Annotated in this window: 13 protein-coding genes and 6 pseudogenes; 13 read left to right on the forward strand and 6 right to left on the reverse strand. The window is 48.1% G+C overall.

Annotated elements, in window-relative coordinates; translation table 11 throughout:
- Positions 1-17: 17 nt before the first annotated feature.
- Together nadA and nadC are read left to right on the forward strand one after the other, a co-directional pair.
- Positions 18-1,143: pseudogene (nadA, locus tag BQ1619_RS03125) on the forward strand (quinolinate synthase NadA).
- A gap of 69 nt (positions 1,144-1,212) precedes the next feature.
- A pseudogene (gene nadC / locus BQ1619_RS03130) lies at positions 1,213-2,069 on the forward strand (carboxylating nicotinate-nucleotide diphosphorylase).
- Positions 2,070-2,074: 5 nt separating this feature from the next.
- Here the strand turns inward: nadC and nadB are convergent.
- Together nadB and BQ1619_RS03135 are read right to left on the reverse strand one after the other, a co-directional pair.
- A pseudogene (gene nadB, locus BQ1619_RS09020) lies at positions 2,075-3,612 on the reverse strand (L-aspartate oxidase).
- An 87-nt stretch (positions 3,613-3,699) separates the two neighbouring features.
- Positions 3,700-5,952: pseudogene (locus BQ1619_RS03135) on the reverse strand (molybdopterin-dependent oxidoreductase); the annotation flags it as partial.
- A gap of 28 nt (positions 5,953-5,980) precedes the next feature.
- On the opposite strand from BQ1619_RS03135, the gene BQ1619_RS03140 reads away from it, so the two are divergent.
- The 11 genes and pseudogenes from BQ1619_RS03140 to BQ1619_RS09060 all read left to right on the forward strand — a co-directional run bounded on the left by BQ1619_RS03140 (position 5,981) and on the right by BQ1619_RS09060 (position 11,974).
- Positions 5,981-6,205, forward strand: coding sequence for an ATP-binding cassette domain-containing protein (locus BQ1619_RS03140; protein WP_197711842.1), 225 nt, complete (start codon positions 5,981-5,983; stop codon positions 6,203-6,205).
- Positions 6,202-6,555: an MlaD family protein gene (locus tag BQ1619_RS09025; RefSeq protein ID WP_197711843.1), complete on the forward strand. Its 354-nt coding sequence runs from the start codon at positions 6,202-6,204 to the stop codon at positions 6,553-6,555. The genes BQ1619_RS03140 and BQ1619_RS09025 overlap by 4 nt, the downstream gene beginning before the upstream one ends.
- Entirely contained in the window at positions 6,488-6,925 is a 438-nt protein-coding gene (locus BQ1619_RS09030; RefSeq protein ID WP_231968467.1) for an MlaD/PqiB family protein, read from the forward strand. Before BQ1619_RS09025 ends, BQ1619_RS09030 begins: the two co-directional genes overlap by 68 nt.
- 128 nt (positions 6,926-7,053) lie before the next feature.
- Positions 7,054-7,416 carry a hypothetical protein gene (locus BQ1619_RS09035; RefSeq protein ID WP_197711845.1) on the forward strand — a complete coding sequence of 121 codons (363 nt, stop codon included), beginning with the start codon at positions 7,054-7,056 and terminating at the stop codon, positions 7,414-7,416.
- Positions 7,409-7,666 carry a hypothetical protein gene (locus BQ1619_RS09040; protein WP_197711846.1) on the forward strand — a complete coding sequence of 86 codons (258 nt, stop codon included), beginning with the start codon at positions 7,409-7,411 and terminating at the stop codon, positions 7,664-7,666. The genes BQ1619_RS09035 and BQ1619_RS09040 overlap by 8 nt, the downstream gene beginning before the upstream one ends.
- Positions 7,667-7,678: 12 nt before the next feature.
- A pseudogene (locus BQ1619_RS03155) lies at positions 7,679-8,681 on the forward strand (tripartite tricarboxylate transporter substrate binding protein BugE).
- Positions 8,682-8,734: 53 nt separating this feature from the next.
- The gene (locus BQ1619_RS03160; RefSeq protein ID WP_114662223.1) at positions 8,735-9,520 is read left to right on the forward strand and encodes an SDR family oxidoreductase; all 786 of its coding nucleotides are present in this window, start codon (positions 8,735-8,737) and stop codon (positions 9,518-9,520) included.
- Positions 9,495-10,013: a hypothetical protein gene (locus BQ1619_RS09045; protein ID WP_231968468.1), complete on the forward strand. Its 519-nt coding sequence runs from the start codon at positions 9,495-9,497 to the stop codon at positions 10,011-10,013. Before BQ1619_RS03160 ends, BQ1619_RS09045 begins: the two co-directional genes overlap by 26 nt.
- A 39-nt stretch (positions 10,014-10,052) precedes the next feature.
- Entirely contained in the window at positions 10,053-11,366 is a 1,314-nt protein-coding gene (locus BQ1619_RS09050) for an ABC transporter permease (protein WP_197711848.1), read from the forward strand.
- The gene (locus BQ1619_RS09055) at positions 11,308-11,844 is read left to right on the forward strand and encodes a hypothetical protein (protein ID WP_197711849.1); all 537 of its coding nucleotides are present in this window, start codon (positions 11,308-11,310) and stop codon (positions 11,842-11,844) included. The genes BQ1619_RS09050 and BQ1619_RS09055 overlap by 59 nt, the downstream gene beginning before the upstream one ends.
- Complete coding sequence (locus BQ1619_RS09060; protein WP_197711850.1) at positions 11,834-11,974, forward strand: hypothetical protein; 141 nt, start codon at positions 11,834-11,836, stop codon at positions 11,972-11,974. Before BQ1619_RS09055 ends, BQ1619_RS09060 begins: the two co-directional genes overlap by 11 nt.
- Here BQ1619_RS09060 and BQ1619_RS03170 read toward each other — a convergent pair.
- The 4 genes and pseudogenes from BQ1619_RS03170 to BQ1619_RS03185 all read right to left on the reverse strand — a co-directional run bounded on the left by BQ1619_RS03170 (position 11,971) and on the right by BQ1619_RS03185 (position 14,193).
- Entirely contained in the window at positions 11,971-12,507 is a 537-nt protein-coding gene (locus BQ1619_RS03170) for an RDD family protein (protein WP_114662225.1), read from the reverse strand. The genes BQ1619_RS09060 and BQ1619_RS03170 overlap by 4 nt on opposite strands.
- On the reverse strand, positions 12,504-13,154 hold the full coding sequence (locus BQ1619_RS03175) for a DUF3106 domain-containing protein (protein WP_114662227.1): 651 nt from the start codon (positions 13,152-13,154) through the stop codon (positions 12,504-12,506). The genes BQ1619_RS03170 and BQ1619_RS03175 overlap by 4 nt, the downstream gene beginning before the upstream one ends.
- A gap of 10 nt (positions 13,155-13,164) precedes the next feature.
- On the reverse strand, positions 13,165-13,626 hold the full coding sequence (locus BQ1619_RS03180; RefSeq protein WP_114662228.1) for a DUF3619 family protein: 462 nt from the start codon (positions 13,624-13,626) through the stop codon (positions 13,165-13,167).
- Positions 13,623-14,193, reverse strand: a pseudogene (locus BQ1619_RS03185) (RNA polymerase sigma factor). The gene BQ1619_RS03180 and the pseudogene BQ1619_RS03185 overlap by 4 nt, the downstream one beginning before the upstream one ends.
- Positions 14,194-14,314 lie beyond the last annotated feature (121 nt).

Raw genomic sequence — 14,314 nt, forward strand, 5'->3', positions numbered from 1 at the left:
TCGGTTTAAGAGCTCGTATGACCTCAACCGCTAGTGCTCCAATCGCCTTTGATTATCCCCAACAAGACTCAGCGGGGGTTACTTGCACTGCCCAAGCTTGGGCCAAGGTTCCCCCTCATTTGGCTGGACCAGAGAAGGCAGCAGTCGTTGCTCGCATTAAACAGTTGCTTGTGGAAAAAGATGCTGCGTTAGTCGCTCACTACTATGTGGATGGAGATATTCAAGATTTAGCACTGGAGACCGGCGGCTTTGTGGCGGATTCCTTAGAGATGGCACGTTTTGGCAAAAATCATTCCGCCAAGAATTTAATTGTTGCTGGTGTGCGCTTTATGGGTGAGACTGCCAAGATTCTGAGCCCTGAAAAACGCATCTTTATGCCCGACTTGGATGCAACGTGCTCTCTTGACTTAGGCCGTGATGCATCCGACTTTGTAAGGTTTCGTGCTTTGCATCCCGATCGCGTGGTGGTTTACGCCAATACCTCAGCCGCTGTTAAAGCTCAGGCCGACTGGATGGTGACCAGCTCTTGCGCCCTAGCAATTGTTCATCAATTGAAAGTAGAAGGCAAAAAAAATCCTCTGGGCACCCGATCGTCACTTAGGTAGATATATTCAGGAACAAACTGGCGCTGATATGTTGCTCTGGAATGGTGCCTGTATCATCCATGATGAATTCAAGGCGGCTGAGTTAGAGATTCTGAAAGCTGCGCACCCTAATGCCAAAATCTTGGTTCACCCTGAATCACCACAAGCCGTAGTTGATTTAGCGGATGTGGTGGGATCTACTTCAGCCATGATTAAAGCCGTCGTCGACGGCACCGCAACTGAATATATTGTGGCAACCGATAAGGGCATCTTGCACCGCATGCGTCAGTTAGCTCCGAATAAAAAACTCATTGAAGCACCTACAGCGGGTAATGGTGCAACCTGCAAGAGCTGCGCCCACTGCCCCTGGATGGCCATGAATGGCTTGCAAGGCATTTTAGATTGCCTAGAAAATGCTTCCGGCGAAATCTTTATCAATGAGCCAATTCGAGTAGAGGCGCTCGGTTGCATTGAACGTATGCTCGATTTCACTAAAAATCACCCCGATCTTCTTGCCAAAGCACAGCATGGCTTTGTTAAGAATATTGGCGCCGCTTAGAATTCATTTCATTTAGCGTTTGTTCATTACTCATCATTGTTCATTTGGTCACTCTTCTTCAATTTATTCATGTTTGATTTCAACGAAACCTTAGAGCAAGCTCGTCAACGCAATATTCACGATGCCTTGATGGAGGATATGGGCATCTGCGATTGGACCGCGAAATTAGTTCCCAGTAAAGTTGTTCAGGCGCAATTGATTGTGCGCCAAGATGCGGTGCTCTGTGGTGTGGATTGGTTTGAGGGCACGCTGAAGAAATTAGACCCCAACGCCAAAATCACCTGGCATTACATCGAGGGCGATATGATGGAAACAGACACCAAGGTCTGCGATATCTCTGCGGATGCTCAAGCTCTGCTCTCCGCTGAGCGCACTTGTATCAATTTTTACAAACTCTGTCTTGGACTGCCAGCATCACCCGCCAACACGTTGATGCCATTGCTGGGGCCAGCCCGAATCCAAAAGGTTGCGCCGTTCTCGATACGCGCAAGACCATTCCTGGACTACGGCAAGCGCAAAAGTATGCCGTACGAATTGGCGGTGGCCAAAACCAGCGGCTTGCCCTCTGGCATGGCATTTTGATTAAAGAAAATCATATCGCCGCCGCTGGAAGCGTCACTGCTGCACTTAAGAATGCGCAAGCTCTCAATTCTGGGGTGGATATTCAGATTGAGGTTGAGAATTTTGACGAACTTGAAGAAGCTTTGGCTGCAGGTGCTAAAAGTATTTTGATTGACAACTTTGATACCGAGCAAATGAAACAAGCGGTAGCCATCACGGCTGGACGTGCGCTCTTAGAAGCCTCTGGCGGTATTAATCTGGATCAAATGCGTGCGATTGCCGCTGCTGGAGCGAATCGCATTTCTCTTGGCAAACTCACCAAGGATGTAATTGCTGTCGACTTCTCAATGCGTATTTTGGGATAACTTATTTACGCTTCCTGCGAAGTGTCGCTAGTTTCAACTTGTGGCGTCAAAATCGGTGGGTATGATACAGCCCAAGTTCCTGGGTAATCGCGACTGTAATGCAATCCCTGCTCTCACGACGCATCAAGGCTGAACGCACGATAAGCTCTGCACATTCAAGCAAATTTCGCAATTCAATCAAGTCGCGAGTCACTTTAAAATTAGCGTAATACCCCTGCACCTCATAACGAAGTAACTTAATACGGTGCAGCGCGCGATCTAGTCGACGATTCGTTCGCACAATACCAACGTAGTTCCACATGAGAGAACGTAATTCATCCTAGTTATGGGCAATCACCACCTGCTCGTCCGCATCCTCGACTTGACTCTCGTCCCATAGGGGTAGGCTTGGCATTGCTGGCGTCTTCAATCCGGAGATATCTTCAGCGGCAGCTTTGCCAATCACGACGCATTCCAATAAAGAGTTGCTTGCAAGGCGATTCGCGCCATGCAATCCAGTGTAAGTGGCCTCACCAACAGCATACAAACCTGGTAAGTCAGTGCGCCCCTTCAGGTCAGTGACGACACCGCCACAGGTGTAATGCGCTGCTGGAACGACAGGTATCGGCTCTTTAGGATATCTAATCCCAGACTTAAACAACGCGCATAGATCATCGGGAAATGTTCTTTGATAAATGCTTCACCTAAATGAGTGGTGTCTAGGCAAACATAATCTAAGCCGTGCTTTTTCATTTCGAAGTCAATGGCACGGGCCACAATATCGCGAGGAGCGAGCTCATTACGCTCATCATGCTCGGGCATAAAACGTGTGCCATCTGGTAATTTAAGCAAGCCACCCTCGCCGCGCATGGCTTCGGTAATCAAAAATGTGCGATCACTTGGGTGGTAAAGGCATGTAGGATGAAATTGGATAAATTCCATATTGCCCACGCGACAACCAGCACGCCAGGCCATTGCAATTCCATCGCCCGTGGCTGTATCGGGGTTGCTGGTGTAGCGATAGACCTTACCGACACCACCAGTCGCAAGCACTACCGACTTAGCAGAAATGGTTTCCACGCGATTGTTTTTTATGTCGAGCGCATAGACTCCATAACAACGATTAGGTTTTGTGCGCTGTGTTTTTGCATCCAAATGACGATTAGTAATGAGGTCCAAAGCAATCCAATTATGAGACTTTGCCTTATCAAGTAACACCTCATGAATCGCTTTACCAGTTGCATCCGCAGCATGAGCAATTCGGCGATGGCTATGCCCACCCTCACGTGTGAGATGCAAGCCCATCGGTCCTGACTTATCTTCTGTAAATGGAACGCCCTGCTCCACCAACCATTTAATCGCCTGAGCACTTTCTTCGGCGATATAACGTGCGGTTGACTCCACCACTAAACCCGCGCCCGCATTTAAGGTGTCTGCCACATGAGCATCAATACTGTCATGCTCTTGGTCGACAACACCTACGATGCCACCCTGAGCCCAAGCAGTTGCCAACTTCATTTAAGCCTCGTTTAGCCATCAAAATGACGGGTTGCGTCTCTGCCATATGCAAAGCAACCGTCAAGCCTGCTAAACCGGCTCCGATAATCAGAACCGGTAAATCTGCCTGAGACTGGGAAGAAGTTGGTGTGGGAATGCCCACTTCACCCCGACGAGATTGAATAGTAATTGCATCCCCAGCGGAGACACCCAATTGCGCCATATCTTCACCATTCATAGATACCGTTGCCATTGGCTCAATTGCATCGAGCACGATTGCACGGCGCGTCATACTGCCAGTGTGCCAATGCTCTAACTGGCGTCCAGTGATCAAGACAAATTGGTATTCAGAATCTGGTCGCTCGTTCGCAGGAATAATGTCTGCTGGCACCAGTTTGGCTTTGCCATCGGGTGTGGCAAAGATGTCATCAAATACGATAGGACGACCTGGGTCATCAAGTGACAAACAAGAATAGGTCACATAGATTCTTTTTCTAGATGCCCCCAGGAAATCCCTTTAATGGCACCCATGCATCGCTTGGCGCATTTCTTCATACACTTCAGCTACACCAGCATCAGGACCTTGGCAATTCCAATTGAGGCCCATGCGTTTCGCAATCTCTTGAATAATCCACAAATCAGGCTTTGCTTCACCCGGAGGCTCAACGGCTTTCTTGCCTAACTGCACCATACGGTCCGTGTTGCTGGCGGTACCGACTTTTTCAGGCCAAGCGCTCGCAGGCAAAACGACATCAGCCAATAGCGCAGTTTCCGTCATGAAAATATCTTGCACCACTAAATGCTCAAGCGAAGCTAAGGCATGACGCGCATGATTTAAATCGGGGTCGCTCATCGCAGGATTCTCACCCTCTACATACATGCCACGAATCTTGTCGGGGTCGCTGTCGGGTGCAGTAATCTTGTGCATGATTTCAACAACGGTGTAACCCGGCCTCTTATCAAGCGGCGTGTTCCAAAACTTCTCAAACCAAGCATGCGCCTCTGGGTTATCAACCCGTTGGTAATTGGGGAACATCATCGGAATCAAACCGGCATCACTAGCGCCCTGCACGTTATTTTGCCCGCGCAATGGTTGAAAACCGGATCCAGGCTTACCAATTTGGCCAGTAATGCTGACCAAGGCAATGAGGCAACGTGCATTGTCGGTGCCGTGTACGTGCTGACTAACACCCATGTCCCACAAACTCATGGCAGACTTGGTTGTCGCAAACTCTCGGGCTACTTCACGCAAGGTTTCCGCCGGAATGCCCCAAATTGGGGCCATCGCTTCAGGGCTATAGCCTTTGATGTTTTCTTTTAAGGCTTCATAGTTATTCGCGCGATTAGCGATGAAATCTTTATCCGCCAAGCCCTCTTCAATGATCGTGTAGATCATGGCATTGAGCATCGCCACATCCGTATCCGGCTTGAACTGCATGGTACGCCATGCATGTTTACTAATCTCCGTTTTGCGTGAATCGCATAATACGAGCTTTGCACCTCGTTTAGCAGCGTTCTTAAACCAGGTGGCAGCAACTAGATGGTTTGCCGTTGGGTTGGAACCAATCAACATAATTAAGCTGGAATGCTCAACATCATTAACCTGGTTACTCACCGCACCAGAACCTACACCCTCAAGCGGTGCCGCCACTGATGACGCGTGGCATAGACGAGTACAGCGGTCGACGTTATTACTTCCAAAACCAGTGCGTACCAATTTTTGAAATAGATACGCTTCTTCGTTGCTTCCTTTTGCAGAACCAAAGCCAGCTAAGACTTTGAGACCATGTTTGTCTTTGAGCTCTTTGAGTTTGCCGCCTGCAAAATCGAGCGCTTCCTCCCAAGTGGCCTCACGGAAGATATCGGACCAATCTTGTTTACCTTCCAAAATCGATTCATCTTTGGGTACGCCAGGTTTACGAATGAGTGGCTTAGTTAAACGTTTTGGGTTATGGATGTAATCCATACCAAAACGACCTTTTACACAAAGACGATTGTGATTAGCTGGACCATCACGACCCTCAATACTGACAATCTTGTCATTTTTAATGTTATAGGTGATCTGGCAACCAACACCACAGAGTGGACAAACTGAATCTACCTTGCGGTCAACCGTTTGCGATCTAATTAAACCTTTTGGCATCAACGCGCCTGTTGGGCAAGTTTGTACGCACTCACCGCAGGCAACTCAGGTACTTTCACCCATCGAATCATTGAGATCAAACACAATCTCACTGTGTGCACCGCGCATTGCGTAGCCGATCACATCGTTGACTTGTTCTTCGCGGCAAGCACGCACACAACGATTGCATTGGATACACGCATCTAAGTTCACCGCCATCGCAGGATGCGAGACATCGCTCGCCACCTTCTCACAACGCAGCGCCTTGAGCTCTGGGCGAACAGCAGGCCTTGATCCCATTACATCTGCTGATTTGGATCAGACCATTATGGACTTGTCTAAAAATTTAGGCATTACCTTTGTGATTGTGTCGCACGAGTTAGCGAGTATCTATGCGATCGCTGATAAGGTCATTATGTTGGACAAGTGCGCTAAGGGCATTATTGCCGAAGGTGATTCCAAGGTATTGCGCGATATCAGCACAGATCCCCGCGTACATCAATTCTTTAATCGCATTACGACTAAGGACGCAGCATGAGTAATAACTCAAACCCTAACTATTTCCGACTTGGCGTATTTGTCATTGCCGCGATCGCCGTCCTAATTTCGGTGATCTTGATCTTTGGCTCAGGACAATTGTTTAAGAAATCGTTTTATATCGAAACCTACATCAAGCAATCGGTCACCGGTTTAGATGTTGGAGCGGCAGTACGATTTCGGGGTATCAAGATTGGCCAAGTGAGCATGATAGGGCTTACAGGCGATATTTACGAGGAAGAGATTCCCTTTAACAAATGGTCTACGCTCACGAGTCAAGTCTATGGGTATCACGGGTGTGAATTACATCGAATTCGATTTTTTGCCAAAAAGCGCCAGTCAATATACTGAATTACCATACAGCTGGAAGCCAAAGTATCCCGTCATCCCATCGTTTCCTAACCAAGCTGATGAGATTATTTTTGGCATTCAAAAGCTGATTGATGGCATGAATCAAATCAATATCGATGGCACTCAACAAAAGTTTGATCAGCTATTGGGTAATCTCAATAGCTTGATGGCAGGTGATGGCAAAAATAATCAAGGCTTAATTAACTCCGTAAAAGACTTGAATGTCATTTTGGAGCGCATTGCCAAGGTAACCGATAAAGACGAACTAAATGTTTTGATGCGCGAACTCGTAGGCGCTATGGTTTCCTTGCGTCAAACTATCACGACGATGCAGGGTGACACACAATTGACTATTGAAAACCTGAAGTAAACCAGCGAGCCACTCAACGAGTTTTCCCGAATTGCGAGCCAGTCGCCAGCCAGTTTGATTTGAGGTGAGCCGCCTCCGCGGATTACGCCACCCATGAATGGCACTCAGACTCAACTAGGAGCAGCAAAATGATTAAATACCTCTTTGCTGGCATTACCACTGTCGTTCTGACTGCATGCTCTTTGCCCACGCGTGCGCCTGTGACACCAACCAGTTGGTTGGTGGCTCCACAACGTGCGGGCGCTCCATTGAAACAACACAGCGACTACTGGCTGAAGATTGGTTCCGTTAGTGTTGCTCCACCGTTTGATGGCAAGTCCCTGGTGTATCGCATCAGCGATCAGCGTTACGAAAAAGATTTTTATAACGTGTATTCGACTATTCCATCGGAGATGATTGGTAATGCGGAGCGAGAGTGGATCAATAAATCGAACATCTTTGCCGTGGCTGTTGGTCAAAACAACAGCTTCTTTCCGTACTACAGTGAATGAGTTTTATGGAGACTATCGTGTTCGTCCCGAGGCTGTTGTCAGTGTGGAGTTTTTTCTCTCGGTAACTAATGCCGGAAAAACGAACCCATTGATTGGCTCAAACCGTTACACCAGGCGGATTGCTCTAAAGGACAATACCCCCGAAGCATTGGTATTAGGACAGCAACAAGCGCTGGCTGAAATCTTCAAACAATATGAAGAGCAGCTCTATAAGTACGCTGGTAATCTGCCAAAACCTTTGGGGCAATAAGGGACATCTTCGATGAAGATCATTGCAATCCCATGGAAGTATCTGGCTATAAGTGCCTTAGCAATCATCGGCTTTGGTGCAACACCGCAGGTCCGGGCTCAATCACAGGCACAACCTTTTCCTGTTAAACCGATTCGTTTCATCGTCCCGTTTGCCCCTGGGGGGGAGCACAGATATTATCGCGCGCGCTGTTGGTGATGCCCTAGGTCGTCAGCTGGGTCAGCCGGTCATTGTTGAAAACAAGGCGGGTGGAGGCGGTTCCGTAGGGGCATTAGAGGTCATGCGTGCGCCAAAGGACGGTTACACGATTGGTATGGCAACCGTATCGACTACGGCAGCCAATCCGGCGATTAATCCGAAGATTGGTTATGACCCCATTACGGATTTCACAGCCATTAGCAATATTGCTACAACTCCCAACATCATTGCTGTCAATCCATCCTTTCCGGCAAAAGACTTCAAAACGTTTATGGAGGTCCTCAAAACCAATCCTGGAAAGTATTCCTACTCCAGTTCAGGAACGGGTGGTATTGGCCATTTGCAAACCGAGCTTTTTAAAAGCTTAACGGGAGTATTTATCGTACATATCCCGTATCGTTGTGCCGGCCCCGCATTGGCCGATACGGTTGGTGGTCAGGTCTCCATGATTTTTGATAACTTGCCATCGTCCTTGTCATTTATTAAAGATGGCAAGCTGGTGCCGATTGTTGTGGCTGCTCCAAAACGATTGGCACAATTGCCCAATGTGCCAACGTTTTCAGAAGTCGGCCTTGCTCCCGTAAATCGGATGGCTTATTACGGCTTGCTAGGTCCTGCAGGTATGCCCAAGGACGTGGTGGATAAATATTACTCAGCCTTGAAAGTGGTTGTGAATGATCCCGCTGTGAAAAAACGCATCGAAGATACGGGTTCCATCATTAATGCAAGTGGGCCAGAAGCGTTTTCAAAAGAAATCAAGGCAGAATTTGCTGTTTACAAAGAGGTCGTAGCAAAGCAAAAGCTCGCTTTAGACTAGAGTAATCGCATTTAAATGCCCAATTAAAAATAAAAATATTTTGTGGAGGCAGTATGGATTTAGGGATTCATGGGAAGGTGGCTCTGGTTATGGCGTCGAGCCGCGGCTTAGGGCAGGCTATGGCCGTGGCTCTCGCGCGTGAGGGCGTGAAGGTGGCGGTAACCGGTCGGAGTGCCGAAGGCTTGCAAAAATCGGTTGAGCTCATCGAGGCTGCCGGTGGAACAGCATTAGCGCTGAATTGGGATTTATCCAATCCATCGATTATTGATGGACTCGTTTCACAAGTTGAGAGCACGCTTAGTCCAATTGATATTCTGATTAACAACACGGGTGGGCCACCACTAACGCCTGCTGCAGGACAGGATCCTGCACTCTGGCAAAAAAGTTTTAATGACATGGTGTTGTCCTTGATTGCCATTACCGATCGGGCTTTGCCTGGAATGCGTCAGCGAAAGTGGGGTCGCATTATCACCAGCATGACATCGGGAGCAATTGCGCCGATTAAAAATCTGGCAATCTCCAATACCTTGCGCGCTGCTTTGCTGGCGTGGTCTAAGACTCTAGCGACTGAGGTGGCAAGCGAGGGTATTACCGTCAATGTCATCATGCCAGGTAGAGTGGCAACCGATCGCCTGAGGCAGTTGGATGAAGCCAGTGCGAAACGTGAAGGTACGACCTACGAAGAGGTGGTCAAGGCGAGTTTGCGTCAAATTCCAATGGGTCGTTATGGTGATCCGAAAGAGTATGGCGACGCCGCAGCATTTTTAGCCAGTCAAAACGCTTCCTTCATAACGGGTACTGTTATGCGGATTGATGGCGGCCAAATTCAAGCGATTTGATTTAATCATCAGTCTTATGCAGGGCTTCATACAACGATTTAGGCAGGATCTGCGCTCTAAAGAGCTCAAGTGGTTATTGCTGGCGCTCATTATCTCGGTCTGCGCGATGACCAGTGTCAGCTTTTTGGCGGATCGTATGCATCGCGCCTTTGAATTTGATGTGCGCCAGTTACTTGCCGCAGACCTTCTCATTGCTGCCGATCAGCCGTTGCCTGAGCGGTTTATTGATGAAGCAAAAATTCGTCAACTGCACATTGCACAGACTATTGTGTTCCCGAGCATGGCAACCGTGGGAACGCAAAGTAAGCTCGCTTCGATAAAGGCGGTCAGCCCAGAGTATCCCTTGCGCGGTGCATTGGAAGTTGAGAGATCAGCGACTTCAGCAGTCGGACTAGTCAGCGGATCGGTATATGTGGATCCTGCTTTGCTCAATAATTTACGTGCCAAGTTAGGGGACTCCATTCGTCTTGGCGATCGACAGTTTGTTATCTAAGGGGTGTTAGTTAAGGAGCTTGACCGTGGCGCTGGCTTTATGAATTTTGCCTCACGCATCATGATTTCCCTATCGGATCTTCAATCGACTGGGCTGATTGGGTTGGGTAGTCGAGTGACTTATCATTTACTTCTTGCGGGATCCGATAAATCAATCGCAGATTATCAACAGTGGGCAAATCAATATATTGAGACGAAAAAAATTCGTGGCCTGCGCATCGAGACACTGGAGAACGCGCAACCCATGATGCGCAAGACATTAGAGCGGGCAGAGCAGTTTCTATCCTTGGTAGCGTTGTTGACGGCCATGATTGCTGCGGTGGCGATCGGATTATCCGCAAGGCGCTACATGATAGGCCAGGCTGATGCCTGCGCTGCGCTTAAATGCTTTGGTGCTACCAGGTGGGCAATTATTCAAAAAGAATTCACTACGCTATTGCTGCTGGGGATGTTGTCGGCTGTAATTGGCTCGGCTTTTGGCTACCTTGTTCAACATGTATTGACGGGATTACTGGGTAATCTTGTAGTAGGCAATCTGCCATCTGTTTCCATCGTGCCAGTACTGTGGAGTACGGTTTTTGCGTGGGTCTTATTGTTTGCATTTGCTGGGCCGCCGCTTCTCAATTTGGCAAATGTGTCGCCTATGCGATTAATACGCAAAGGGATTGGTATTGCAACTCAGGCTACTGTGTGGATCACGTTATTTACCGCAGTAGTTTGTGTAGGACTCATTTGGGTAGTTGCAAAGGATGCGAAGTTGGCACTATGGGTTGGCATGATCTTTGCAGGAGCGCTAATGCTTTTCGCGATCTTGGCGCGCTTCATATTATGGCTACTATCCAAAATACAAACATCATACTTCCCGATACGCTTCGCGATTACAGCGATGAATCGACGCGCTGGATTTGCAGTAATGCAAATGAGTGCATTAGCGATTTCCATCATGGCAATTTTACTGATTCTATTGCTGCGACAAGATCTTTTGAGCACGTGGCAAGGCAATATTCCGGCCGATGCGCCGAATCGCTTCATGATTAATATTCAAGGGGATCAAAGAGAGGGTATTGCACTTGCTTTACAACAAGGCGGCTTATCTAAGCCTGATTTTTATCCGATGATTCGAGGAAGGCTGATTGCGGTAAATGGTCGAGATATTGCTCCATCCGATTACTCAGAGGAGAACGCGCGTCGCTTGGTTGATCGAGAATTTAATCTGTCCTATACCGAGCAATTGCCGATTGCTAATCGAATCGTTGCTGGGGGGGTGGATCAACGGAGCAAAACCACAAATTTCTATGGAGACGGGAATTGCAAAGACTCTCAAGCATCAGTTGGGCGATCAGCTGACCTTTGAGGTTGCTGACGAGCGTGTCGTGGCGCCCATTACCTCGTTGCGCAAATTGGACTGGGGTTCTATGCGAGTGAACTTCTTTGTCATCATGCCGCCAGCGCTATTAAACAATATGCCGCAGTCTTGGATTACATCCTATTACCAAAGTCCAAACAAAGATGTTCTGGATTACTCCTTAAGCCAAGCTTATCCCAACATCACTCTGGTCGATGTTTCGGCATCGCTACAGCAAATTCAGGAGGTAATGGATAAGTTATCCGCCGCACTGGGTTTGTTGTTTGCATTCACCATTATTGCTGCTACTCAAGATGAGCGTTTTCGAAACGCTGCCTTGTTAAAAGTATTAGGCGGATCTCGCAGTGTATTGAGTCAAATCGTCAGAATCGAATTGCTCTGTATTGGTTTTGTTGCTGGATTGCTGGGTGGTCTGGCTGCGGCAGTAGCTCGCTTGGGCGCTAGGTCGTTATGTCATGGAAATTGACTTTAATGCCTTTGCGCAATCCATTTTGCTGGGTATCGCATTTGGTGTGATTGCTTCGTTAACTGCGGGCTATCGCTTTCAGAATCGCATACAAGCCACTACGGCAGTGGAGTGTTTACGCGAGGCTTAAGACAGGGTAACGACGCTCTTAGGAAGCTCCACCAACCTAGAGCCCGCTAAGCGATCCGGCAAGTTCTGGCGCAAAGTGGATACGTTGCGATCGAAATAAATGCTGATCGGCCAAAGAAATAATGCCACCGTAAAGAGCATCTCAATAATCTGCCATTTTTCTAAATGGAAGAGCGATTGCAAGATCGCGCACGGAACAACCCAAAGAGATCCATAGATATAGCGCCAGATCGCTTGACGGCGTGAAAGGTTAAACCCATCCCGACCAATCATGCGCACTCGCCAAGTTTGCATCGCCAACGTTTGGCCGGATTTTGTCCAATACCAAACGAAGTAAATACCAAGCACTGCATATAGATATAAAAACGTTAACCAGTTTGGCAAGGAAACGCCAAATAATATTCCGAGTCCCAGGTTGGTCAGCAGAAATGTAAAGGCAACCACGCCAAGTAATACGAGTTGCTCATAGAGGGAGCAAGATACGCGTCGCCAAAATCCCGGCGCAGGTAACGCATTAAGTTCTGCAGGGGTCATTTGCTAGAAGCTTCTGAGGCCTCAGTATTCGCGGGAGCAGTCGAATCTGTGGACTCCGAGGCAGCGGGGGCGACAGCTCTGGGTTTTGGTGCTGGCGGTTGTGGAGACGTCACATCTTGCTTGATGGCATGTTGCTGCAGGGTGGGGGCAGTAGTAGCACTTGGCTTTTTCCTAGCCTCCATATCGGCTAATTTCTTCTTCTGCTCATCACTTAGCTTTTGATACGCGCTCCAAGCCTCAACTTTTTTCTCAGGTGGAAATTTCAGGCTAGTGAAATAATTTTCACGAGCAATGCGCCGATCTTTTTGCGATAGATTTGACCAGCTCGCCATGCGTGATTGCAGGCGCTCTTGATCTTGTGAGCTCATCTTGGGATAAATGTTGGCAACGTAAATCCATTTCTTGCGACTATCAGGAGACATGTAGTCCCAATCACTCTCAAGTGGCGCCAGAATTTTTTGTTGGTTGACATTAAGCCCTTCCCAGGTGCCATCGGGCACTTTGGTAGGGACTGCGGTAGTTTTGCCGTGGCCACCACCACTGACGGTTTGTGCATGACTCGTGCTGATGGCAAGTGAGCTCAAGCCGAGGGTGATCGCAACAGCAGTTACGATAGAACGAGCGAGTGACTTCAATGATGAAGACATGGAGCTCAACTTACTTGCTTGGAGACAGTTCAGTAGCGCTATCTTCCGAATCTGAGAGTGGGCCATTTTTAAGGAAAGCCAAAAAGCCACTATCTGCATATGCATCGGGTGGAACGTCATCTGTCAGAAGAGCAACGTCCACTTCAGCAGTATCCGTTAGACGAGAATCGTTTTGCCAATGAGCAATGCCGATGAGTCCAAAAACGAGCACCATTAATGGCGCCACCCAACTGGCGGTATCCCAAATGCCATTTGAGGAAGAGGTGTAATTGCCAATAGATCCTGCAAAGACAGCCTTTTGCGCACGCACCTTCTCAGCCTTACGGACTGAGAGCGCTTTCATGCGAGCAGCATGAAGACGATCTTTAATGCCAATAGGCAGGGCTTGTGCGCCTTGGTTTAACAGGGCGGCACTGGCTCGACCGAATTGGTCGGCTTGGGTCTGGCTTAGGGCTTCGTTAAGGTGTTTCACAGGGTAATTCCTTTTAATTTCAATGCTTTATCTAAGGATTGGGTTGCTCTCGAACAATGCGTTTTGACACTACCTTCGCTGCAATTCATGGCTTTGGCAGTCTCCGTAATACTTAGCTCATCCTAATAACGCATCAGGAAGGCTTCTCGTTGACGTACAGGTAATTTAGCGATTTCTGACTCCAAAGCCTGTAAAAGCTGACTTTGCTCCAGTTTTTGGGCCCCATCTTGGTGAATTTCACTATCGTCTGCAGCAGAAAGCGACTCTAGAGGGTCAAAATCCTCGTTTTCATCGGATTTCTTGCCCATGCTGGAAAAGAGGGTGACCCATGCATTGCGAACCTTTTGGCGTCGAAACCAGTCATGAATTCGGTTTTGCAGGATTCTGGTGAAAAGCAAGTGGTAGTTCTGCAACAGGTTTATCACCGTATTTTTCAGCCAACTTAATCATGGCATCTTGAACAATATCGAGCGCAGCATCGTCGTCACGCACGGCATAGACTGCCTGTTTGAAGGCGCGCTGCTCGACGCTACTCAAAAAGTCAGATAGTTCTTGGGCTGATGCCATGCAATCGATTACACCTGAATCGGTAAGAATTGGGTCATTTTAGGGGGTTGCTATAAAATATAAAGTTTACTACCTAGATTCTCATTTACGAAGTGGTTTTTCCGGTAGCAGCGCCGTTCGA

Origin of the sequence: Polynucleobacter necessarius (assembly GCF_900095195.1) — a bacterium.
Taxonomy (GTDB): Bacteria; Pseudomonadota; Gammaproteobacteria; order Burkholderiales; family Burkholderiaceae; genus Polynucleobacter; species Polynucleobacter necessarius_G.

Excerpts from the sequence above, each read along its gene's own strand:
- BQ1619_RS09025 (WP_197711843.1), top strand. The coding sequence starts at position 6,202 with ATGAGTAATAACTCAAACCCTAACTATTTCCGACTTGGCGTATTTGTC.
- BQ1619_RS09030 (WP_231968467.1), top strand. The coding sequence starts at position 6,488 with ATGGGTATCACGGGTGTGAATTACATCGAATTCGATTTTTTGCCAAAA.
- BQ1619_RS09035 (WP_197711845.1), top strand. The coding sequence starts at position 7,054 with ATGATTAAATACCTCTTTGCTGGCATTACCACTGTCGTTCTGACTGCA.
- BQ1619_RS03160 (WP_114662223.1), top strand. The coding sequence starts at position 8,735 with ATGGATTTAGGGATTCATGGGAAGGTGGCTCTGGTTATGGCGTCGAGC.
- BQ1619_RS09045 (WP_231968468.1), top strand. The coding sequence starts at position 9,495 with ATGGCGGCCAAATTCAAGCGATTTGATTTAATCATCAGTCTTATGCAG.
- BQ1619_RS09050 (WP_197711848.1), top strand. The coding sequence starts at position 10,053 with ATGAATTTTGCCTCACGCATCATGATTTCCCTATCGGATCTTCAATCG.
- BQ1619_RS09055 (WP_197711849.1), top strand. The coding sequence starts at position 11,308 with ATGGAGACGGGAATTGCAAAGACTCTCAAGCATCAGTTGGGCGATCAG.
- BQ1619_RS09060 (WP_197711850.1), top strand. The coding sequence starts at position 11,834 with ATGGAAATTGACTTTAATGCCTTTGCGCAATCCATTTTGCTGGGTATC.
- BQ1619_RS03170 (WP_114662225.1), bottom strand. The coding sequence starts at position 12,507 with ATGACCCCTGCAGAACTTAATGCGTTACCTGCGCCGGGATTTTGGCGA.
- BQ1619_RS03175 (WP_114662227.1), bottom strand. The coding sequence starts at position 13,154 with ATGTCTTCATCATTGAAGTCACTCGCTCGTTCTATCGTAACTGCTGTT.